This is a genomic window from Agrococcus citreus, assembly GCF_039527715.1.
Lineage (GTDB): Bacteria > Actinomycetota > Actinomycetes > Actinomycetales > Microbacteriaceae > Agrococcus > Agrococcus citreus.
Window position 1 is genome coordinate 846998 of sequence record NZ_BAAAKK010000005.1, and the last position, 19690, is coordinate 866687.

The 19690-nt window shown below is 69.7% G+C and carries 21 protein-coding genes and 1 tRNA gene; 14 read left to right on the plus strand and 8 right to left on the minus strand.

What is annotated here, in order from left to right; all coding sequences use genetic code 11:
* Positions 1 to 41 precede the first annotated feature (41 nt).
* The gene (locus ABD106_RS12970; RefSeq protein WP_343920991.1) at positions 42 to 590 is read right to left on the minus strand and encodes a DUF4287 domain-containing protein; all 549 of its coding nucleotides are present in this window, start codon (positions 588 to 590) and stop codon (positions 42 to 44) included.
* A gap of 215 nt (positions 591 to 805) precedes the next feature.
* Between ABD106_RS12970 and ABD106_RS12975 the strand changes: the two genes are divergently transcribed.
* A tRNA-Gln gene (locus tag ABD106_RS12975) sits at positions 806 to 877 on the plus strand.
* A 52-nt stretch (positions 878 to 929) separates the two neighbouring features.
* On the opposite strand, the gene ABD106_RS12980 is transcribed toward ABD106_RS12975, so the two are convergent.
* On the minus strand, positions 930 to 1412 hold the full coding sequence (locus tag ABD106_RS12980; protein WP_343920992.1) for a hypothetical protein: 483 nt from the start codon (positions 1410 to 1412) through the stop codon (positions 930 to 932).
* Positions 1413 to 1649: 237 nt separating this feature from the next.
* Here ABD106_RS12980 and ABD106_RS12985 point away from each other — a divergent pair, with 237 nt between their 5' ends.
* From ABD106_RS12985 to ABD106_RS12995, 3 genes are read left to right on the plus strand one after another with little or no spacing between them, the layout of a single operon-like run.
* Positions 1650 to 1889: a hypothetical protein gene (locus ABD106_RS12985; protein WP_343920993.1), complete on the plus strand. Its 240-nt coding sequence runs from the start codon at positions 1650 to 1652 to the stop codon at positions 1887 to 1889.
* Positions 1890 to 1925: 36 nt separating this feature from the next.
* Positions 1926 to 2324, plus strand: coding sequence for a DUF1304 domain-containing protein (locus ABD106_RS12990; protein ID WP_343920994.1), 399 nt, complete (start codon positions 1926 to 1928; stop codon positions 2322 to 2324).
* Positions 2324 to 2725, plus strand: a complete 402-nt coding sequence (locus ABD106_RS12995) for a DoxX family protein (RefSeq protein ID WP_425545749.1) — start codon at positions 2324 to 2326, stop codon at positions 2723 to 2725. The genes ABD106_RS12990 and ABD106_RS12995 overlap by 1 nt, the downstream gene beginning before the upstream one ends.
* 10 nt (positions 2726 to 2735) lie before the next feature.
* On the opposite strand, the gene ABD106_RS13000 is transcribed toward ABD106_RS12995, so the two are convergent.
* The gene (locus ABD106_RS13000) at positions 2736 to 4073 is read right to left on the minus strand and encodes a YihY/virulence factor BrkB family protein (RefSeq protein WP_343920996.1); all 1338 of its coding nucleotides are present in this window, start codon (positions 4071 to 4073) and stop codon (positions 2736 to 2738) included.
* 230 nt (positions 4074 to 4303) lie between these two features.
* On the opposite strand from ABD106_RS13000, the gene ABD106_RS13005 reads away from it, so the two are divergent.
* Positions 4304 to 5569: a flavin reductase gene (locus ABD106_RS13005; protein ID WP_343920997.1), complete on the plus strand. Its 1266-nt coding sequence runs from the start codon at positions 4304 to 4306 to the stop codon at positions 5567 to 5569.
* On the opposite strand, the gene ABD106_RS13010 is transcribed toward ABD106_RS13005, so the two are convergent.
* Positions 5570 to 6145 (minus strand): helix-turn-helix domain-containing protein, encoded by a 576-nt coding sequence (locus ABD106_RS13010; RefSeq protein WP_343920998.1) that lies wholly within the window; start codon positions 6143 to 6145, stop codon positions 5570 to 5572.
* Between the two features lie 98 nt (positions 6146 to 6243).
* On the opposite strand from ABD106_RS13010, the gene ABD106_RS13015 reads away from it, so the two are divergent.
* Genes ABD106_RS13015 through ABD106_RS13030 form a run of 4 tightly spaced genes read left to right on the plus strand, consistent with a single transcriptional unit; the run spans position 6244 to position 9683 of the window.
* Complete coding sequence (locus ABD106_RS13015) at positions 6244 to 7080, plus strand: fumarylacetoacetate hydrolase family protein (protein WP_343920999.1); 837 nt, start codon at positions 6244 to 6246, stop codon at positions 7078 to 7080.
* A gap of 5 nt (positions 7081 to 7085) precedes the next feature.
* The gene (locus ABD106_RS13020) at positions 7086 to 7445 is read left to right on the plus strand and encodes a cupin domain-containing protein (RefSeq protein ID WP_343921000.1); all 360 of its coding nucleotides are present in this window, start codon (positions 7086 to 7088) and stop codon (positions 7443 to 7445) included.
* Entirely contained in the window at positions 7442 to 8188 is a 747-nt protein-coding gene (locus tag ABD106_RS13025) for a gamma-glutamyl-gamma-aminobutyrate hydrolase family protein (RefSeq protein ID WP_343921001.1), read from the plus strand. The genes ABD106_RS13020 and ABD106_RS13025 overlap by 4 nt, the downstream gene beginning before the upstream one ends.
* A complete protein-coding gene (locus ABD106_RS13030) occupies positions 8172 to 9683 on the plus strand; it encodes an aldehyde dehydrogenase family protein (protein WP_343921002.1) in 1512 nt (503 codons plus the stop codon). The genes ABD106_RS13025 and ABD106_RS13030 overlap by 17 nt, the downstream gene beginning before the upstream one ends.
* Positions 9684 to 9741: 58 nt before the next feature.
* On the opposite strand, the gene ABD106_RS13035 is transcribed toward ABD106_RS13030, so the two are convergent.
* Both ABD106_RS13035 and ABD106_RS13040 read right to left on the minus strand, forming a co-directional pair.
* Positions 9742 to 10557, minus strand: coding sequence for an LLM class flavin-dependent oxidoreductase (locus tag ABD106_RS13035; RefSeq protein ID WP_343921003.1), 816 nt, complete (start codon positions 10555 to 10557; stop codon positions 9742 to 9744).
* Positions 10558 to 10599: 42 nt separating this feature from the next.
* Positions 10600 to 11877: a glutamine synthetase family protein gene (locus ABD106_RS13040; RefSeq protein ID WP_343921004.1), complete on the minus strand. Its 1278-nt coding sequence runs from the start codon at positions 11875 to 11877 to the stop codon at positions 10600 to 10602.
* Positions 11878 to 12002: 125 nt separating this feature from the next.
* On the opposite strand from ABD106_RS13040, the gene ABD106_RS13045 reads away from it, so the two are divergent.
* The 5 genes from ABD106_RS13045 (at position 12003) to ABD106_RS13065 (ending at position 18281) form a co-directional block, all read left to right on the plus strand.
* Complete coding sequence (locus ABD106_RS13045) at positions 12003 to 12911, plus strand: VOC family protein (protein WP_343921005.1); 909 nt, start codon at positions 12003 to 12005, stop codon at positions 12909 to 12911.
* A 35-nt stretch (positions 12912 to 12946) separates the two neighbouring features.
* Positions 12947 to 14329: an acyl-CoA dehydrogenase family protein gene (locus tag ABD106_RS13050; RefSeq protein ID WP_343921006.1), complete on the plus strand. Its 1383-nt coding sequence runs from the start codon at positions 12947 to 12949 to the stop codon at positions 14327 to 14329.
* Between the two features lie 10 nt (positions 14330 to 14339).
* On the plus strand, positions 14340 to 15101 hold the full coding sequence (locus tag ABD106_RS13055) for a VOC family protein (protein WP_343921008.1): 762 nt from the start codon (positions 14340 to 14342) through the stop codon (positions 15099 to 15101).
* 109 nt (positions 15102 to 15210) lie between these two features.
* A complete protein-coding gene (locus tag ABD106_RS13060; RefSeq protein WP_343921009.1) occupies positions 15211 to 16749 on the plus strand; it encodes an APC family permease in 1539 nt (512 codons plus the stop codon).
* Positions 16746 to 18281: a 4-hydroxyphenylacetate 3-hydroxylase N-terminal domain-containing protein gene (locus tag ABD106_RS13065; RefSeq protein WP_343921011.1), complete on the plus strand. Its 1536-nt coding sequence runs from the start codon at positions 16746 to 16748 to the stop codon at positions 18279 to 18281. Before ABD106_RS13060 ends, ABD106_RS13065 begins: the two co-directional genes overlap by 4 nt.
* Before the next feature lie 59 nt (positions 18282 to 18340).
* Here ABD106_RS13065 and ABD106_RS13070 read toward each other — a convergent pair whose 3' ends face one another.
* Together ABD106_RS13070 and ABD106_RS13075 are read right to left on the minus strand one after the other, a co-directional pair.
* Positions 18341 to 18880 (minus strand): TetR/AcrR family transcriptional regulator, encoded by a 540-nt coding sequence (locus tag ABD106_RS13070; protein ID WP_343921013.1) that lies wholly within the window; start codon positions 18878 to 18880, stop codon positions 18341 to 18343.
* Entirely contained in the window at positions 18873 to 19685 is an 813-nt protein-coding gene (locus ABD106_RS13075; protein ID WP_343921015.1) for an alpha/beta fold hydrolase, read from the minus strand. The genes ABD106_RS13070 and ABD106_RS13075 overlap by 8 nt, the downstream gene beginning before the upstream one ends.
* Between the last annotated feature and the right edge of the window lie 5 nt (positions 19686 to 19690).

Genomic DNA, 19690 nt, shown 5'->3' on the forward strand with positions numbered 1-19690 from the left:
GCGGCGAAGCCGCCGCGCGCATCGAGACGAGACCGTCCCGGCTAGGCCATCTCGTAGGCGCCGCGGAGCCACCCGAGCAGCTCGTCGTCCACCTCGTCGACCGAGGCGATGTCGACCCGGTGCGTGCACATGCCGCCCGCGGCCCGCAGCCGGTCGGTCGCCGGCGCATCCGCGAGGTTGAGGCCGAGCTGCACGCGCTTCGCGCTCGCCGCCTCGACGAGCCCGAACTGCTTGCGCCGCCGCAACGAGACGCCCGTCTTCTTCGGCGCCACCTCCACGTCGTCGCCGAACGACGTCGCGGCGGCCACGAGCCGGTCGAGGATCGGCCGCAGCGCCGCCTTCGCGCCCGCGTACTGCGCGTCGACGAGGTCGTCGCCCGTGACGGGCCCGGCGTCCCGCGCTCGGTGCCGGAGCGCGACGAGGTTGGCGAATCCGTGGCTCATGCCGTGCTCGCCCTTGAGCAGCGCCATCTGCTGCCCGTGCTTCTCGAGGCCCGCGGCGTCGAGCACCGCGAACCACTCGTCCAGGGTCCTGCCGGTCTTCGTCGGCAGGTTGTCGATCATCGTCTGCGTCGCAGCGTCCACGTCCATGGTGGTGACGCTAGCCCTCTGCGGCGTCGCGCGATGGTGCGAAGTTGACGCGCGAGGCCACGCCTCGGTTGCCGGTACCGAAGTGCGTGTCCAGCTGCCCGCGAGCCGCACATCCGTACCGCAGATGCGAGGCACAAGCCAGGCCGCGATTGGCGCCCCGGCGCCCTTTCCGTTATGCTCGACTCTTGGCTCGCAGTGCTTCGGTGCGCGGCCATTGGGGTATGGTGTAATTGGCAACACGGAGGTTTCTGGTACCTTTGTTCTTGGTTCGAGTCCAGGTACCCCAGCAGTGAGAGCCCCGCGGAAGCGGGGCTTTCGTCGTTTCCGAGCGGGACGCGCTCACGCCGAGACCTCGTCCGCATAAGGTTCGCCGTGGCGGAGCAGCAGCCGCTCCGCGATCGCCGTCTCGACGCTCTCCATGACCAGGTAGACCGTCGTGGCGACGAAGGGCGCGAGCGCCCATGCCCAGCCGCCGTCCGCGAGGTGCAGCACGGGCAGCGCGCAGGCGAGCCCCGCTCCGACGGAGACGATGTTGAGGCTCGTCGCGAGCGCGAGCGTCTCGGTGCGGTGCTGCGGCATCGGCTTCCGGAACCCGCCGGACAGGAGCCCCGTGAGCACCGTGAACGACATCACCGCGCCGGCCGCGTACAGGAAGATCTCCGGCACGCCAGGGGCGCCCTCGACCGTCTGCGCCAGGGCGAAGGCGACGGTCACGAGGATGGAGAAGCCGAACGTGGTGCTCTCGCGCCCCGTGGTGCTCCGGAGCGCCCGGAGGATCGTCGAGCCGTTGCGGTCGGTGGCGGAGGCGCGCTCGTCGTGCATGAGGGCATCGTAGGCACGCCGGTTCAGCGACTCCTGACGCGGTGCACGACCTGCCCCTCGAGGCTCGACTTCATCCATCAGGAGACCCGCTCGGACGGCGCGGAGTCGAACGTCCTCCGCCTCGACAACCCCGAGCGCGAGGACGGCTGACCGCCGGCGCTCCGGTTCCGAGCCCCTCCGGTTCTGTCGGGGCACGCTGCCCACTCGTAGGATGCGCAGCACGGCGAGAGGCGGAACATGAGCGACGTCAGCATGGGCATGGCGGGGTGGCTGGTGGGGCTCGTCGCCGTCGCGATCTGGCTGGCCTTCTGCTGGTGGGTGATCTCGAGGCTCATGAGCATGGACGTCGCGCTGGTGTCGAAGGTCATCTGGGCCGTCGTGATCCTCACGTTCCCGGTCGTCGGCCTGCTCGCCTTCGTGCTGCTGGGCGACCGCACGCCGCAGCTGGAGCGCGAGCTCGGCATCCGCCGCTACTAGGCCGCACGGCAGGGCCCCGCGCCTAGACTGCGGCGCATGGACCTCGCCGTCATCGCCTGCATCGCCGCCGCGCTCGCCGCGGCCGTGCATGGCTACATCTTCGTGCTCGAGACGCTCCGATGGGAGGAGCCCGGCACGCGCCGCGTGTTCGGCACGAGCGCCGAGCAGGCCGCGCAGTCGAAGCAGCTCGCGGCCAACCAGGGCGTCTACAATCTGCTGCTCGGCATCGCAGCCCTCGCGGGCGTGCTCGCGATCCTCGCGGGCGCCCGCGTCGCCGGCATCGCCGTGCTGCTGGCGGCGACCGGCATCATGCTCGCCGCCGCGCTCTACCTCGTCGTCTCCGACCGCACGAAGGGCCGCGCCGCCGTGGTGCAGGGCTTCTTCCCGGCCGTCGCCGTCGTGACCGGCCTCATCGCGCTCGGGCAGGTCGTCTGATGGGCGCCGTGCGCACCGCTGCCCGGCTCGCGCTCGGGGGCGCGCTCGTCTTCGCCGGCGTCAGCCACCTCACGTTCGCCCGCAAGGACTTCCGCGCACAGGTGCCCGACACCGTCGTCGAGCTCGCGCCGCTCGACGAGGACGGCGTCGTGCTCGCATCGGGCGTCGTCGAGATCGCGCTCGGCAGCGCGATCGCGCTCGCGCCCCGAGGCATCCGCCCGCTCGTCGGGAAGGTCGCCGCCGCGTTCTTCGCCGCCGTGTTCCCCGGCAACATCTCGCAGTGGATCAACCACCGCGACGCCTTCGGCCTCGACACCGACGAGCGCCGCTTCGGCCGCCTCTTCTTCCAGCCCGTGCTCATCGCCTGGGCTCTCTGGGCGACGCGGCCGCGCCGTCCCTGAGCGCAGGCGGTCAGCGGCCCTTCAGCGGGAAGATCCCGAGGAACTTGCGCTTCGACTTCGGCCTCGAGGCACCGTGCGCGGCGACCGCTCGATTGGTCGCCTGGCGAACCGCTCGCGCCGACCGCGACGTCTGCTTCCGGTCGCGCTCCCGTGCATCCGCATCGTCGCGCCCGGATCGGTCTCGCCCCGCGTCATCCCGATTCGCGTCATCCCGCCCCGCGTCGGCAGCCTCAGGGGCATCGCCCTCTGAGTCAGGGCCATTGTGCAGCTCGCGCAGCTCCCGGCCCTCGGCCTCGAGCTTGTCGCGCGCCTCCGCCTTCTTCTCGACCTTCTTCGTGCCGCGCGGCGGCAGCTGGATCATCGACTCGGCCTCGATGCCCGTCTGCAGCTGCCGCGCGCGCTCGACCTCGGCATCCACCTCGGCGCCCAGCAGCAGCACGATGTTGAAGATCCAGAGCGCGAACAGCAGCGCCATGACGCCACCGATCGCGCCGTAGGCGCTGTAGCCGGAGGAGAGGGCGAAGTAGATCGACAGGGCGACCGCGGCGATCGCGATGCCGACGATCGCGACGATCGAGCCGATGCTCACCCAGGTGAACTTCGGCTGCTGCAGGTTCGGCGCGAGGTAGTAGAGCAGCGCGACCATGAGGATGACGATGGCGAGGATGACCGGCCACTTCACCCACGCCCAGATGGGCAGGAACGTCTGTGACATGAACGCGAGGAAGCCCCCGAGGCCGAGCGGCTCGGCGATCGGGCCGAGGACGCCCGTCACGACCGTGTCGTTGACCGCGATCGAGACGAGGATGAGCACGACGCCGACGAGCAGCGCGACCGTGATGAGCAGCATCGTCGCGGTCTGCTTGACGAAGCCGCGGCCCTCCTCGATGCCGTAGACGATGTTCATGCAGCGCGAGAACGCCTTGACGTACGCGGAAGCCGACCACACGGCCGTCGCGATACCGATGATGAGCGCGATGACACCGCCGGTCGCCGAGCTCGTCATGGTCTCGACGAGGTTCGCCACGATCGGCTGCGCGTCGCCGGGCACGTTCTGGACGAGGTCGTCGACGAGCGTCGTCACCGTCTCGGCGTTGTTGGCCAGCACGAGCGAGATGATCGAGAAGACAGCCAGCAGGCCCGGCGCGAGCGACAGGACCGTGTAGTAGGTCAGCATCGCGGCGAGGTCGGTGCCGCCGTCGGTGCCGAACTCCTTCAGCGCGCGCTTGAACGCGTACTTCCAGCTCGAGCCCTCGAGCTTTGGCGGATCGTCGGGCTTGGCATCATGGTCCGGCGCCGGCGCATCCGCTGCGTCGAGGGTGGCGTCGATGGGATCTCTGCTCGACACGGGGTGTCCTCTCGCCGGTAGTGCTGCTGGCGCAGAACTGTACCCCGGAAAGGCTGAATGGGGGCCGGTCGTTCGCCGTACGTCAGTGGTCCCGTCCGTGCGGCGCGGTTCGGTGATGCGCGGAGGATGCTCGACTATGGAGGCTGCGCTGCGCGTAACACGAGCAGCCGTTGTCCTATACTGATACGAACGTACGCGTATAGTGACTTCATCCGATTGAAGGAGGCACCGTGGCCACGACACAGGATGAGACCGCTCCGAACACCAGCGCGATCGCGCTCGGCGCCATCGCCGCGCAGCAGGACACGCTCGCGGCGAAGACGAAGAAGTCGCAGTGGTGGCGTGCGGTGCTCGGCGAGTACCCGACGGGCGTCGCGCTCGTCACGGGTCGCCACCCCGACACGGGCGAGGCGATCGGCATGGTGGTCGGCACGTTCGCCGCGGTCTCTGAGGACCCGGCCATCGTCAGCTTCATGCCGTCCTCGTCGTCGTACACGTGGGGCTTGCTGCAGCGCTCCGGATCCTTCTGCGTCAACGTGCTCGGGGCCGGCCACGAGGCACTCTGCCGAGCCTTCGCGCGCGGGCCGGAGGAGCGCTTCACGACGGGGGAGTGGATCGAGACGGCTTCCGGCGACCCGCGCCTGGCCGATGCGCTCGCCTGGTTCGACGCGGGCATCCGCGACGTGATCGGCGCTGGGGACCACGACATCGCGCTCGGAGACGTGCGCGGCTTCGGGGTCGGCCAAGGTGACGCGGGGATGCCGCTCATCTTCCTCAAGGGCGGCTACGGGACGTTCACCATCCCGTCGCTCGAGTTCAGTCCGCGCGGGGTAGCAGGCAGCCTGCGACAGGCTGAGTCGGTGCGACAGGCCGTCGATTCGGTCGCCGCGGAGCTCGGGGTGCTCGCGTTCGTCGCCACGGTCGTCAAGGACAGCATCGTCGTGCTCGCGGCCGCGAATGTCGGGGGTGCGGAAGGGGCGGCGCTCGTCGGGCAGTCGTTCCCGTTCGCTGCACCGATCGCACCTGTCTTCGCGGCCTGGTCCTCTGCTGCGCGCCGCAAGGTCTGGGAGGAGAGCTCGAGGCACCTGCTAGGCGTCGTCGACCGGCCGTTCATGGAAGGGATGCTCGAACGCGTCCGCGAGCGAGGCTATGCCGTGTCGGTGGGAGACAGCCTCGGGGCCCCGTTCGACACGATCGTCGGCGACCCCGATTCGAAGCCGTCCGACTACTCGCGACTATGGGCGGAGATCGACCGGGACTTCCGCTCGCTGGCCGACCCGGCGACGCTCCACGAGCACGTGCAGGCGATCCAGGTGCCGGTGTTCAACGCCGAGGGCGTGACCGAGCTCGAGCTCTTCATCTCCGGTTTCGACCTGCCGATGACGCCGGAGCGGTTCGGCGAGATCCGCAGGCGAGCGGTGGCTGCTGCCGCGGGGCTCTCGGAGGCGATCGGTGGCCGGGTGCCCGACGCGTATCCCCGCGATCTGCTCGACTGACTACTCGACGAAGGCGGAGGCGCGGGGGAACGTATGGACGATCCACAGCTCCGCGTCGCCACCGATCGCCTCCCAGCGGTGCACGCGATCAGCGGGGTAGGTGGCGTAGTCCCCCTGGCCAGCCTCGATCTCCTCGCCGACCGGGCCGAGGCGGATGCGGCCGGCACGCACGAAGACGTGCTCGCGCGCCCCGGAGCCATGTGAGGCCGACGTCTCCGACGCGCCGTCATGGAATCGCTGCGCGTGGATCTCGAGCGAGCCGGCGCCGATCACCTGGCTGCGCAGCACGCGTCCGTCGGAGGCGGCGTCGGAGATGTCCTCTCCTTCGCCGGCCCGCACGACCTCCACGAGCGCGCGCGGCTTCCTCGCGATGAGCGTCGCGACGGGCACGTCGAAGGTCTCGGCGACCGCCACCATCGTCTCGAGCGTCGGATTCGTCCGTCCTCGCTCGATCTTGAAGAGCGTCGCCTTCGCCACCCCAGAGCGCTCGGAGAGCTGCGAGAGCGACAGTCCGTGCGCTTCCCGCAAGCGCCGCACGTTCTCGGCGAGCGCCCCGACGTGGTCGATCTCGTTCAAGTCCACAGGGTCTCCACTTCGGCGCACCGGCTGGCATCTTTACGAGTACGAGTGTACTCTCAAAGAGAACACCCCTACGCGATCCACTGGAGGCTATCGTGACCCAGGCAATGCACTTCTCGACCGCGGACGGTCGCCGCCTCGTCGGGCGGGTGGAGGGCGAGAGCGTCGTGGCGGCGTTCGACGCGCCCGCGGAGGGCTTCGTCCCAGCTGACGATGCCTGGCGGGCGGTGCGAGACGCCAACGGCGAGCGCTTCGCGATCGCGGATGTGCACGTGCATGCACCCGTGCTGCCGCGCAAGATCCTCGCGATCGGCCTCAACTACATGGGGCATGTCGAGGAGACGAACCTGGCCAAGCCGGAGGTCCCGGTCGTCTTCGCGAAGTGGTCGAGCTCGGTCACCGGGCCCTTCGACCCGATCGTCATCCCGCACGAGGAGACGCGGACCGACTACGAGGGTGAGATCGGGGTCGTCATCTCGAAGCGCGCGTACCGGGTGAGCGTCGAGGACGCGTGGGACCACGTCGGCGGCATCACCGCGCTGAACGACGTCTCCGGCCGGCGCGCGCAGCTCGAGACCCCGATGCGACAGTTCACCGTCGGGAAGTCCTTCGACACGTTCACCCCCGTGGGCCCCGTGATCACGAGCGTCGATGCGATCACCGACCGCGACCGGATCGCCGTCCGGACCGTCGTCTCCGGCGAGCAGATGCAGTCGTCGACGAGCGACCACCTCATCTTCTCGATCCCGGAGATCATCGAGTACCTCTCGCGCGGCATCACGCTGGAGCCGGGCGACCTCATCGCTACCGGCACGCCGGGAGGTGTCGGAGACGAGCGCAAGCCTCCGCGCTACCTGGTGCCCGGCGACGTCGTGCGGGTCGAGGTCGAGGGTGTCGGCGCCATCGAGAACCCCGTCGAGGCCGAGCGATGATGCACGTGGCAGCCGAGGGCGACAAGGACTACGCGTACGGCGGGCGCTTCACCGGCACCGTGCTGCTCGAGATGCTTCGCGAGGCAGGGCGCGAGGGGGAGGCAGACGTCGCGCGCGTCCACAGCGAATCGGGCGCGTGCACGAAGTGGCACAGCCACCCGGGCGGTCAAGTGCTCGTGCTCGTGGCCGGGACGGGGCGGGCGGGCGACCGCGATGGTGATCATCGCGAGCTGCCCGTCGGCACGTACATCGTGACGCCGCCTGACACCGCGCACTGGCACGGGGCGGAGGATGGGCATGAAGCGACCTGGCTCGCCATCACCTATGGCACGACCGACTGGACCGACGAATCGCCCGTCTCATGAGGCCGTTCATCGCGGTCGTCGCGGATCGGAAGCCGCAGTCGTCGGGCGCGTGGGTCGATGTGCCTACCGACGGCCTGCCGCACTCGTATGTGCGGGCGATCGAGCAGGCGGGGGGCGCAGCGGTCCTGATCCCCGCAGTGGAGTCCCACCTCGACGAGCTCGATCGCCTGCTCGACTGCGTCGATGGCCTCTTCCTCGCCGGCGGTCGTGACATCGACGCCGAGCTCTACGGCCAGCGCCCCCATCCAGCGAACGACCCGTCGCTGACCGTGCGCGACCGGCTCGAGATCGCGCTTACGCAGCGGGCGTCGGAACGCGGCATCCCCGTGTTTGGCGCCTGCCGCGGCATGCAGGTGATCAATGTCGCGTTCGGCGGCACGCTCGAGCAGCATCTCGCCGATCGCGTCGACATGCAGCCGCACCGGGATGGCGTCGGAGAGTTCACGAGCCATCGCGTCGAGATCGTCGCGGGATCGGCGCTCGCGACGATCGCGCCGCATGCCGAGCTCGACATCGCCTCGCACCACCACCAGGGCGTCGACGCGCTCGGCGAGGGTCTCATCGCGACGGCGTTCGCCGACGACGGCGTGATCGAGGCCGTCGAGACACCGACGGGATTCTGCGTGGGCGTGCAGTGGCATCCGGAGGAGCAGCTCGATCATGAGGGCCATGCGCTCGTGCTCGCCTTCGTCGACGCCGCGAGGCAGCATGCAGAGAGGAACCAGCATGGCGACCGCAGCTGACCGTAGCGCGAGCGAGTGGACCGCACTCGCGGACGCCATCCGCTGGCCGGATCAGCTCCTCATCGACGGCGCCGATGTGGCGGCGGAGGGCGGCGCGACCGTCGACCTCGTCGCTCCTCGCGACGGCCGCACCGTCGCCGCCGTGCCGTGGGGGAGCGAGGCAGACATCGACCGCGCGGTCGCGGCCGCGCGTCGCGCCTTCGACCAGGGGCCGTGGCCGCGCATGCGCCCCGCCGAGCGCAAGCGGATCATGCTGCGCTGGGTCGAGCTCATCGAGGCGAACCGCGACGAGCTCGCGGCCATGCTGAGCATCGAGATGGGCAAGCCCATCGCCGACGCCTGGGGCATCGAGCTGCGCGCCGTCATCAGCACCTACTCCTGGTACGCCGAGCTCGCCGACAAGGAGCTCCACGAGGTGTCCGACGTCGGCGAGGATGCGCTCGCGCTCATCACGCGCGAGCCGGTCGGCGTCGTCGGCGTCGTCACGCCGTGGAACTTCCCTCTCACGCTCGCCGCGTGGAAGATCGCGCCGGCGCTCGCCGTGGGCTGCACGGTCGTGCACCGCCCGGCAGACCCGACACCGCTCTCTGCGATCCGCATCGCAGAGCTCGCGCGCGAAGCAGGCGTTCCCGACGGCGTGCTCAACGTCGTGCCAGGGCGCGGCTCCGTGCTCGGTCGCCGACTCGGCACGCATCCCGACGTGGACTCCATCGCATTCACCGGCTCGACCGACGTCGGACGTGCCTACCTTGAGTACGCCGCGCGGTCCAACCTCAAGCGTGTCTGGCTCGAGCTCGGCGGCAAGTCGCCGAACATCATCCTGCCCGACGCCCCCGACCTCGAGACCGCCATCGACACGGCGGCGTGGGGCATCTTCTTCAACTCCGGTCAGATGTGCACCGCGCCCTCGCGGCTCATCGTGCATCGCGAGATCGCGGAGGCCGTGCGCGACGGCCTGCGGCAGCGCGCGAGCGCATATGCCCCAGGTGATCCGCTCGATCCTGCGACTCGCATGGGCCCGCTGGCCAGCCGCGGCAGGATCGCCGAGGTGGCGCAGCACGTGCGGCATGCCCACGAGGACGGAGCGACGCTGCTGCTGGGAGGCGACCGTGTCGATCTCGGAGGCGACCTCGCCGCTGGCAGCTATTTCGCGCCGACCGTCTTCGACCGGGTCGATCCCTCATCCAGGCTCGCCCAGGAGGAGGTCTTCGGACCGGTGCTCGCGATCGTCGAGGTCGGGGACGAGGATGAGGCGGTCGCTGTCGCCAACCGCTCGAAGTACGGGCTCGCGGCAGGTCTCTGGACGGCGGACGTGTCCCGGGCGCACCGATTGTCGCGGCGCATCCGCGCCGGCACGGTCTGGGTGAACTGCTACGAGGAGGGCGATCTCACGGTGCCGTTCGGTGGCTTCAAGCAGTCGGGCAACGGCAGGGACAAGTCGCGTCACGCCCTCGAGAAGTACACCGAGCTGAAGACCACCTACATCGCGCTCTGAGCACAACGAAGGGGCGACGCCGCGGCGTCGCCCCTTCGTCGTGCGACCATCGCGCCGGTCAAGCCCCGAGCTCGAGCGGCAAGTGCCGCGCTGCGGCCCGCACCTGCGCGACGTCGGGCGCGAGGAACAGCACCAGGTGCTCGACGCCAAGGGCGAGCAGGCGGTCGTACGCAGGGCTGCCGCGGCGCCAGAGCGGGTCGGACGCGTCGTCGAAGGGCCCGGTGTGGGCCACCACTCGCACGCGGCCAGGTCGACCGGCCTCCCGCCTCGCCTCCTGCGCGAGCCGGGCGACGTCCTCCAGCCGCGGTGCGTCGGGGCCACCGAAGCCGTCGAGCGGCGCGGCGATCGCGTCGGCATGCTGGCCCGCGAGCTTCGCGCCGATCGGGCCGAAGGCGCCGAATACGATGGGGATCTCGGGCTCGGGCTGCAGGAAGTGCTCGGCGGCCCAGATGCGTCGCATCTCGCGGATGTGTCGGCGCGCGGCGATGCGACGCTCCTTCGCGGGCGCCGGGGTGCGGCCGAAGGCATCCTGGTCGCGGGAGAACTGCTCTCCGGCGTTCGTGCCGGAGCCGAGGCCGAGCCATAGGCGTCCGCCGGAGACATCCTGGAGCGTCGCGGCGGCGACGGCCGTGGTCCCGGCATCCCGGTTCGCGACGTTGAGCACGAACGGCATCAGGTGCACCTCGCTCGTCACGGCCGCGACCGACGAGAGCAGCGTCCACGGGTCGTGGCTCCAGGTGCCGCCGAGGTCGATGTCCATGAGCTCGTCGGACATCGCGATGCCGCCGAAGCCCTCACCCTCTACCGCTCGGGCGGCCTCAAGCACCGTCGCGGCCCGTTCGCCCTGCACGCGCAAGCAGATGGTAAATCGCATCGTTCGCCTCTCTCTGTCGTGCCCGCTGCCAGGTGCTGGCCGCTAGACGCTGTCGGCGTAGAGCCGCCACTCCCAATCGGTGACCGCCGCGTCGAAGTCGGCTGACTCGGCCCGCTTGACGGCGGCATAGACGTCGACGAGCTCGTCGCCGAGCGCGTTGCGCAGCACGGCGTCCTGCTCGAGCGCTGCGATCGATGCGGTGAGCGACTGCGGGAGCGGGTGGCCCTGGGCGTGCGGGGTCAAGCCGCGCTCGATGCCATCGAGCGCCGCGTGGATCATCGCGGCCATGAGCAGGTGCGGGCTCGCGGACGAGTCGCCGGCTCGCAGCTCGAACCTCGTCGCGTCACCGCGCTCCGCCGGCAGCCGCAGATAGGAGTAGCGATTGTCGGCGGCCCACCCCGAGCTGCGAGGGGACAAGCCCTCGCCGCGCAGCCGCTTGTAGGAGTTGATCGTCGGGGCCGCGAAGGCGTGGATCGCAGGCGCGTGGTCCTGGATCCCGGCGATGGCCGACATGGCGAGGTCCGAGACGCCGTCGGCGCCCTCGGCGAAGATGTTGCGGTCGCCGTCCCAGAACGACATGTGCACGTGCAGGCTGCTGCCTTCCTCGCCGGCCAGGGGCTTCGGCATGAAGCTCGCCCGCAGGCCCTCGATGATGGCGAGCTCCTTGAGCCCGGTCTTGAGCAGGAACACGCGATCGGCCGCGTCGAGGACCTCCGCGTGGTGCAAGTTGACCTCGAACTGCCCGCGAGAGAACTCGCGGTTGATGGCCGTGACGCCGATGCCGAAGTCGATGAGCGCGCGATGGATGCGTCCAGCCGCTCCGTCGGGATCGGCGAGCCGGTCCATGGTGTACGACACGCCCGTGCCGCCGTAGGGGTGCGGCTGCTCGCCCCGCTCGAACAGGTAGAACTCCGGTTCGCCCGCCGCCACTGCGTGCCACCCTCGCTGCGCGAGCCGGTCGCGGGCGTTCCGGAGCGCGGACCGAACGCAGAGCGGCGACGGCGACCCGTGCTCCTCGAGCGAGCTCATCATCCAGCTCGCGTCGGGCTCCCACGGGGGCGTCACCGAGGTCGTCGGCTCGAGTCGCGCGTCGAGGTCGGGGTGCCCCGCGACTGCGGGGAACGCAGTCTCGTCCACGGGCACACCCATGAGGTCCTCGGCCAGGCTCATCTTGGAATAGGCGATCGTGTCGGCTCGCTCGGCGAGCGCGACGGGGATCTGCTTCGCCCGCTGCCTACCGAACAGATCCGGGTGCACGACGCGCACGACGCGCGTCCTCGCTCCGGCATCCGTCCTGCTCTTGGACTGGTCCCGTGTCATCGGAGCTCCTTCCGGCCGCGCTCGCGATCCTGGTGTGCGCAGTTGCGCTTGCCGTTAACTATAGTACTATGAGTGTTCAGCAAAAGAAACGTCGGTGAAGAAGCCGGCGGCGGGAGGGGCATCGCATGATCAGGATCGTTGACATCGACCACGTCGTCCTTGCGGTCGAGGACGTCGACACGGCGTCCGACAGCTGGCAGGTCGAGTTCTCGATGCTCGAGCGGCGCCGCGAGGACGGTCGCGCCTACCTCGCGTGCAACTACGAGGAGTACTCCGTCGTGCTCCAGCAGGCGAACGCGCCGGGGCTCACCCACGCCGCGTACCAGCTGCACCCGGAGTACTCGCTCGAGGATGCGACGACGCACCTGAAGGCCGTCGGCGTCGACTTCTCTCGCGACGACGAGTCGGTCTCGTTCGTCGACCCGGAGGGGAACGGTGTGAAGTTCGTGCCGTTCCGCCCGCGCACTGGGCAGAATGCCTTCCCCATCTCGTCGCGGCTCTCGAGCGAGGTGAAGGCCGGTGCGATGCGTCGGCTCGGCCACGTCAACTACCTCGTCGAGGACGTCGACTCGATGGTCGACTTCTACACGAACGTCGTGGGACAGCAGCTCGCGGACCGCCTCGGCACCGATGCGGGTGCCTTCATGCGCATCGGTGCGGACCACCATGTGAACGCATTCGTGAACACCGGCACGGCACATCCGCACCACCTCGCCTTCGACCTGGGGGAGTGGGGTCAGATCCGCGACAAGTTCGACCACCTGTCCCAGCACGGTCGCTGGTTCCCCTGGGGTCCGGTGCGTCACGGGATCGGCGGCAACACGGCAGGCTATGTGCGCATCCCTGAGGCCGAGTGCTTCGTCGAGCTGTACTGCGACATGGAACAGCTCGACGAGTTCCACGAGCCTCGCGAGTTCCCCGACGACCGCCACTCCTCGAGCGTCTGGGGAATGCTGCCTCCGCGCTCGTACTTCCGGTTCGATCAGGAGACCATCGACGCCGAGCGCGAGAGCCTCCGCTCGATCTGGCAGTAGCAGCACCCGAGCACGAGAAGAAGAAGAGGACGACGATGTCGAGAGTCAAGGTCAAGGCGACGCCCACGAGCGTCGTGACCACCGGGCCGAGCATGACGCACGAGACTGAGCCCACCCGCATCGAGCCTGGACTCGCGGGCCCCTATTCGCTGGGTGTCGTCGCGCAGTCGGACGAGCGCGTGCGCCGTGAGCTCCAACGCCTGCTCGAAGCCGCTCGCGAGATCCGACCGACGCTGCGCGAGCGTCAGGGGAAGACGGAGGCCGATGGTCAGTACGCGGAGGACGTGCACGAGCACTTCATCGAGCACGGCTTCTACCGCATGCTGCTGCCGCTCACGCACGGCGGGCTCGAGCTCGGGATTCCCGGCTTTCTCGCGGTGATCGCGGAGGTCGCGCGCGGTTGCCCCTCCACCGCATGGTGCCTGTCGCTGTCGTCCGCGCACTCCCTGACGCTCGCCTCCTACTGGCCGGAGGCCGTGCAGAACGAGGTGTTCGGCGCCAACGGCTACATGATCGCCCCGGCATCCGGCCAGATCGCGGGCTCGAAGCTCGTGCCCGTCGAGGGCGGCTATCGACTCACCGGCACCTGGCGATACTGCTCCGGGGCCCCGTACTCGACGCACTTCTTCCCGACGGTCGTCGTGCCGGCCACGGACGACGAGCCGGAGCACCGCGCGTGGGTCGTGGTCGACCGCGCCGACTTCGAGGTGCTGGACGACTGGGGTCGGGTGATCGGCATGCGGGGGTCGGGCTCGAACGGCATCACGATGCAGGACGTCTTCGTGCCCGCCGAGCGCGTCGTCGCCGAGACCTGGGCGTCGCGTGTCGACGAGCCCACGATCGGCTACGAGCTGCACGGCAACCCCCTCTACTCGGGCGTCTTCTTCGGCTTCGCCGAAGGCGAGGTCGCGGCGGTGGCGGTCGGTCTGGGATACGCCGCGATCGACGAGTACGAACGAGCGATCCGGATCAGCCGAGCGCCCTACGACCCGGCCGGCTCGAAGCGCGTCGACAACGACGATTGGCGCCGCGTCCTCGGCCTCGCGATCGCGAAGGTCGATGCGGCCTTCGGTGTGCTCATCGAGCAGGGCCGCCTCTACGAGGAGCACGCGCGCAGGCTCGTCGTCGACGGCACGCCGTTCGACGACGCGAGCGCGATGCGAATCAACAACGCGCACCTCGTCGCCGAGGACCTGGTGTGGGAGATGCTCCAGCAGCTCATCCGCACCGCGGGCACTGGCTTCTCCGCGGACGGGCAGGCCCTGCAGCGCTACTTCCGCGACATCTGGACCACCGTCTCCAGGACGGACCAGCTCGAGTTCTTCGCCGCACCGACCGCGGGGTACCACCTCGCCGGTCGCGCGATGTTCGAGGCCGACCACCCCGACGAGGTCGAGCGCCTCGCACCCAAGGACTGAGGAGCATCCCATGAGCAAGCACTATCCGATCGGCACCACCGTATGGCAGGAGCTGCGCGTCGCCTCCGACTCCGGGCTGGCAGCGTTCTACCGCGCCGTGCTCGACTGGGAGCTCGAGCTCGAAGGCGATCGTGGCCGCTTCAGGGCCGCCGATGGTGAGGTCGTCGCGGGCCTCCAGCTCGTCGAAGACCTCGCACCCGATGCGGCAGGATGGATCGCCTTCCTCGGCGCTGGTGACCTCGCCGCCGATGTGCAGCGCGCGGTGGAGGCGGGTGCGACCGTCATGGAGGAGGGAGTGCGCCTCGCAGTGCCGGGCGATGCGGTCTTGCTCCACGATCCTTTCGGTGCGGTCTTCGGCATCGCTGAGCTGCCGGCCGGCAGCGGCACCGTCCCCTCTGGTGCGCTGGGCCACCTCTCGATGGTCGACCCGACCAACCACGACCTGGCAGCGCAGATCGAGTTCCAGCTCGCGCTCTTCCCCGGGGCGGCCGTGGAGGCACTCGACCACGGGATCCACTTCGTGCGCGATGCCGCGGGCAACGTGCTGCGCGGAGCCTATGAGGTGGCGCCGGAAGCGCGAGCGTTCCTTCCGCCGCACTGGCTGCCGTGGTTCAACGTCGTCGACCAGGGTGCGGCAGTGGAGGCCGCAGCGGTGAGCGGCGGCCGGATCAACACGCGCGACAACGAGCTCAGCTTCGGCATCTGGGGCGTCGTCGTCGACCCGGCCGGCGGCGAGTTCAAGGCGCTCCAGCTCTCAAGAGACGAACTTTGAGCCGTCTCTTGTAGTACTACGTTCGTATCAGCATAATGAAAGCATCGCCGTGCGCACCTGCGCCGGCGCAGGGGCAGCCGCATCGGAGCGGCGAGACCACGGGAGCACCATGAGCACCACTGCACCCTCGATGGCGACATCGAGCAGCCCGACACCGCAGCGCCTCGAAGGCAAGCTCGGCGTCATGTCCATCGTCTTCATGGTGGTCGCCGCGGCAGCGCCCTTGACGATCATCGTCTCGACGCCGCTGAACATGCTCGCGTCGAACGGCGCGGGCATCTCCTTCGCGTACTTCGTGGGGCCGCTGATCCTGCTGGTCTTCGCCGCCGGGTACGCTTCGATGAGCATGCGCATCGAGAAGGCCGGCGCCTTCTACTCCTATGTGATGGCCGCCTTCGGCCGGCCGGCAGGCGTCGGAGCGGGATTCATGGCGCTCTTCGGGTACCTCCTGTTCCAGGCCTTCGTGTTCGCACTGCTGGGCGTCACGACGAACGGCATGCTCGCCGGCTTCGACAGTCCGTTCAATCTCGAGTGGTGGGGTTGGACCGTCATCTCGCTCGCCCTCGTCGCCTTCCTCGGGTACTTCAACATCGACCTGAGTGCGAAGGTGCTCGCGGTGGCGCTCATCCTCGAGGTGCTCGCGGTGCTGGTCATCGACTTCGCGATCCTCCTCCAGGGCGGCGGCGTCGAGGGCATCTCGTTCACGTCGATCTTCGCCCCCGAAGTTGTGACGGGCGGCTCGCTCCCGCTCGCGATCATGTTCGGCCTCAGCGTCGGTCTCGGATTCGAGGCGACGGCGATCTTCCGCGACGAGGCGCGCGACCCGCGCCGCACGATCCCACGCGCCATCTACGTCTCCATCGGCAGCGCCCTCGTCTTCTACGTGTTCGCCACCTGGGCGCTCTTCCAGGGCTTCGGCGGACCCGCCGTCATGGATACGATCGCGAGCCTCGACGACCCGACCGCGCTGCTGTTCATCGCTTCGGACACCTTCATCGGACCGGTCTTCACGCACATCGTGTCGGTGCTCGCTGTCACCTCGATGTTCGCGTGCGTGCTGTCGTACCACAACATCGCCGCCCGGTATCTGCACTCGCTCGGCCACACGGTGCTGCCGAAGCCGCTCTCCGCCGTGCACCCGAAGCACCGCTCGCCCTTCGTCGCCTCGTTCACAGCGAGCATCATCTCGGCCCTGCTGTTCGTCGCGGTGCTCGTCGCACCCACCGACATCTTCACCGTCATGCAGTGGTGCATCGCGATCGGCACGTTCGCGATCCTGCTCCTGCTCCTGCTGACCGCGGCCGCGATCTTCACCTTCTTCCGCAAGCACCCGGAGCTGCGCGAGGGCCGGTGGTCGGGGACCCTCTCGCCACTGCTCTCCGGGGTCGCCTTCCTCTTCATCGTCGTGACGGCGCTCATGAACTTCGGAGCGCTGTCCGCCTCCGGCGACCCGCTCGTCAACATCGCGCTCCAAGCGGTACCGTTCCTCCTCTTCGTGATCGGCATCGTCGTCGCACTCATCTCGCGACGCCGCCACCCCGAGCGCTACGAGCACATGCACGAGCAGACCAGCATCACCTCCCCGGTGACCACGGTCGACCGAGCGTCGGTCGACCAGCCCGCCATCAACCAGGAAGACGCGCGATGACCGACACCACCCGCCGTACCCGACCGCAGACCGGCGACGAGTACCTCGCCAGCCTCCGCGATGACCGCGAGGTATGGATCCACGGCGAGCGGATCACCGACGTGACCGAGCACCCGGCTTACCGGAATTCCGCCCGGAGCATCGCGCGACTGTTCGACCAGATCAACGACCCAGCGCGCAACGGCGACACGGTCGTCGAGACCGACACCGGTTCGGGCGGCTCCACGCACGCGTTCTTCCGCGTGCAGCGGTCGAAGGACGATCTGCGCGCAGCCACACGGGCGATCGAGGCCTGGCAGCGCCTCACCTTCGGCTGGATGGGCAGGACGCCCGACTACAAGGCCTCGCTGCTGTCGACCGTCGGCGCCGACCCCGCATTCTTCGGCGAGTTCTCCAGCAACGCGCAGCGCATCTACGACGACGCCCAGGAGCTCGTCTCCCACGTCGGCCACGCCATCGTGCACCCGCCCGTCGACCGCGCGAAGGGCGTCGAGGAGGTGCGCGACGTGTTCGTCCACGTCGAGCGCGAGACCGACAGCGGCCTCATCGTGTCGGGCGCGAAGGTCGTGGCGACGGGTGCCGCCCTGACGCAGAAGGTCTTCGTCTCGCACTTCGGCGCAGCGCTCGGCCAGAAGGAGTTCGCGCTCACGTTCATGGCCGACATCGGCGGACCGGGCGTGCGCCTGTACTCGCGTGCCTCCTACGAGGAGGCGGCAGCGCGCGCCGCGAGCCCGTTCGACTACCCGCTCTCGAGCCGATTCGACGAGAACGACGCCATCCTGGTGTTCGACGAGGCGCTCATCCCCTGGGAGAACGTGCTCATCTACGACGCGCAGAAGGTGCAGCACTTCAACAACGAGGCTGCTTGGATGACGCGAGCGGCACTGCAGTCGTCGACCCGCCTGAGCGTGAAGCTCGACTTCATCATCGGCCTGGTCTCCCGCGCGCTCGACGTCACGGGCTCGGGGGAGTTCCGCGGCGTGCAGGCCCAGCTGGGCGAGATCATCGCCTTCCGCCACACCGTCGCGGGCCTCCGGGACGGCATGATCGAGGCGGCGCAGCCCGGTTTCGGCGACTCCGTGCAGCCCAACCAGGACTATGCTTTCGCCTTCGCGGCGCTGTCGCCGGGCAACTACACGCGCATGAAGCAGATCATCGAGACGATCGTGGCGTCGGGGCTGATCTACCTCAACTCGAACGCGGTCGACTTCCTCACGCCGGACGTGGAGCCGCACCTCGCCCGATTCATGCGAGGTTCGAACGGCAACACGGCGCAGGATCGCTCGAAGATCATGAAGGCGCTGTGGGACTCGGTCGGCTCGGAGTTCGGCTCGAGGCATGAGCTCTACGAACTCAACTACTGGGGCCAGCCGGAGAAGTCCTATCTCGACATCCTGGACGTGGCGAAGCACGACGGCAGGCTCGACGAGAACCGCGCCTTCGCGGAGTCGTTCATGTCGGAGTACGACCTCACCGGGTTCACCTCGCCCGATCTGATCAACCCCAAGGACGTCAATCCCTACATGCGCTGATCGCCATCGAGGAGGGGTCGTCGCCGTCGGGCGGCGGCCCCTTCGCGCGCGGCGAGACCTCAGAGCCGGACGAGCTGCTCCACGAGTCGGTCGAAGGATGCGTCGACGTCGGCCGGGAGGCCGAAGCCGCCGGCGGCCTCGAGCGTCGCGAAGCCGTGGGCGGCGGCGCGCAGCCCGCGCAGCGCGTGGATCGCATCGTCGCCGCCGCGGTCCGCCACGGCGCGCTCGGCGATCGCCATCACGCGCGCGCCGGCCGCGGCGAGCGCGGGGTGACCGACCGGCCGCGGGGGGAGCGCTCGGTAGCGGCCGGGGTGGCGCACCGCGAACGACCGGTACGCGTGCAGGAACGCGCGCGCCGCATCCGCCCCCTGCCGCCCGTCGACCGCCGCGGCGACGGCCTCCCCGAGGTCGTCGTAGATGCGCGCGCCGACGAGGGCCTCGAGCTCGGCGAGCCCGGCGACGTGCTTGTAGATCGACGGCGGCTTGACGCCCGCCCGGGCGGCGACCGTGCCGATCGACAGCGGCGCGCCGCCCGTGGCGTCGAGCTCGGCGAGCGCGATGTCGACGAGCGCCTCGGGGGAGAGGCCCGCCCTAGGCACGCGCGCCGACCTGCCAGCCGACGCGGCGGGCCAGCGCGAGGATGGCGGCGGCCGTCTCGCCCGGACGCTCGGCGTGCGGATAGTGCCCGGCTCCCGGCACCATGACGACCTCGCCTCGCGTGGCGTCGGCGTAGTCGCGGGCTTCGGCGGCAGGGTCGGTGAAGTCGGGATCGGCAGCGCCCATGACGACCGCCACGGGAGCGACCTGCGTGGCGCGCGCACCGATCGCATCCTTCGTCCTTCCCGTCCCCATCGCGACCAAGGCGTCGGTGCCGTGCGGCCGGCGCAGCGACGCGACGATGCGCCGTCGATGTGCAGCGAGGTCGACGGGCGGCGCCTTGTGCAGCGACCGGTAGAAGAGCGACCACAGCATCGGCGTGCGCGTCACGAGGCGCGTGATGGCCGCCATCAGGCGCGACGGCGTCGGCGTCGTCGCCCACGGCGCGATCGCGACCGCGCCGACGATCGCGTCAGGGGCCAGCTGCGTCGTGAGCAGCGCGGAGTCGGGCGTGAACGAGTGCCCGACGACGACGGCCGGGCCGCCGAGCCGCTCGACGAGCGCGACCGCGGCCCGCGCGATCTGCGCCTGCCCGACCGGGACGGGGGAGATGCCGGAGTCGCCGTGGCCCGGCAGGTCGAGCGTCGCGACGCGGAGGCCCGCCGCGACGAGCAGCGGGACGACGTGGCGGTAGGCGCTGCGGAGGTCGCCCATGCCGGGCAGGAGCACGACGAGCGGGCCGTCGACCGGGCCGGCGAGGTCGTACGCGAGCGCGACACCGTCGAGCTCGAGGATAGAGGTGGTCATGCGCT

Coding starts and splice junctions, on each gene's coding strand:
- ABD106_RS13055 (WP_343921008.1), top strand. CDS start 14,340: ATGAGCAAGCACTATCCGATCGGCACCACCGTATGGCAGGAGCTGCGC.
- ABD106_RS12970 (WP_343920991.1), bottom strand. CDS start 590: ATGGACGTGGACGCTGCGACGCAGACGATGATCGACAACCTGCCGACG.
- ABD106_RS13040 (WP_343921004.1), bottom strand. CDS start 11,877: ATGACACGGGACCAGTCCAAGAGCAGGACGGATGCCGGAGCGAGGACG.
- ABD106_RS13075 (WP_343921015.1), bottom strand. CDS start 19,685: ATGACCACCTCTATCCTCGAGCTCGACGGTGTCGCGCTCGCGTACGAC.
- ABD106_RS13065 (WP_343921011.1), top strand. CDS start 16,746: ATGACCGACACCACCCGCCGTACCCGACCGCAGACCGGCGACGAGTAC.
- ABD106_RS13030 (WP_343921002.1), top strand. CDS start 8,172: ATGGCGACCGCAGCTGACCGTAGCGCGAGCGAGTGGACCGCACTCGCG.
- ABD106_RS13025 (WP_343921001.1), top strand. CDS start 7,442: ATGAGGCCGTTCATCGCGGTCGTCGCGGATCGGAAGCCGCAGTCGTCG.
- ABD106_RS12980 (WP_343920992.1), bottom strand. CDS start 1,412: ATGCACGACGAGCGCGCCTCCGCCACCGACCGCAACGGCTCGACGATC.
- ABD106_RS13050 (WP_343921006.1), top strand. CDS start 12,947: ATGTCGAGAGTCAAGGTCAAGGCGACGCCCACGAGCGTCGTGACCACC.
- ABD106_RS12985 (WP_343920993.1), top strand. CDS start 1,650: ATGAGCGACGTCAGCATGGGCATGGCGGGGTGGCTGGTGGGGCTCGTC.
- ABD106_RS12995 (WP_425545749.1), top strand. CDS start 2,324: ATGGGCGCCGTGCGCACCGCTGCCCGGCTCGCGCTCGGGGGCGCGCTC.
- ABD106_RS13045 (WP_343921005.1), top strand. CDS start 12,003: ATGATCAGGATCGTTGACATCGACCACGTCGTCCTTGCGGTCGAGGAC.
- ABD106_RS13035 (WP_343921003.1), bottom strand. CDS start 10,557: ATGCGATTTACCATCTGCTTGCGCGTGCAGGGCGAACGGGCCGCGACG.
- ABD106_RS13060 (WP_343921009.1), top strand. CDS start 15,211: ATGAGCACCACTGCACCCTCGATGGCGACATCGAGCAGCCCGACACCG.
- ABD106_RS12990 (WP_343920994.1), top strand. CDS start 1,926: ATGGACCTCGCCGTCATCGCCTGCATCGCCGCCGCGCTCGCCGCGGCC.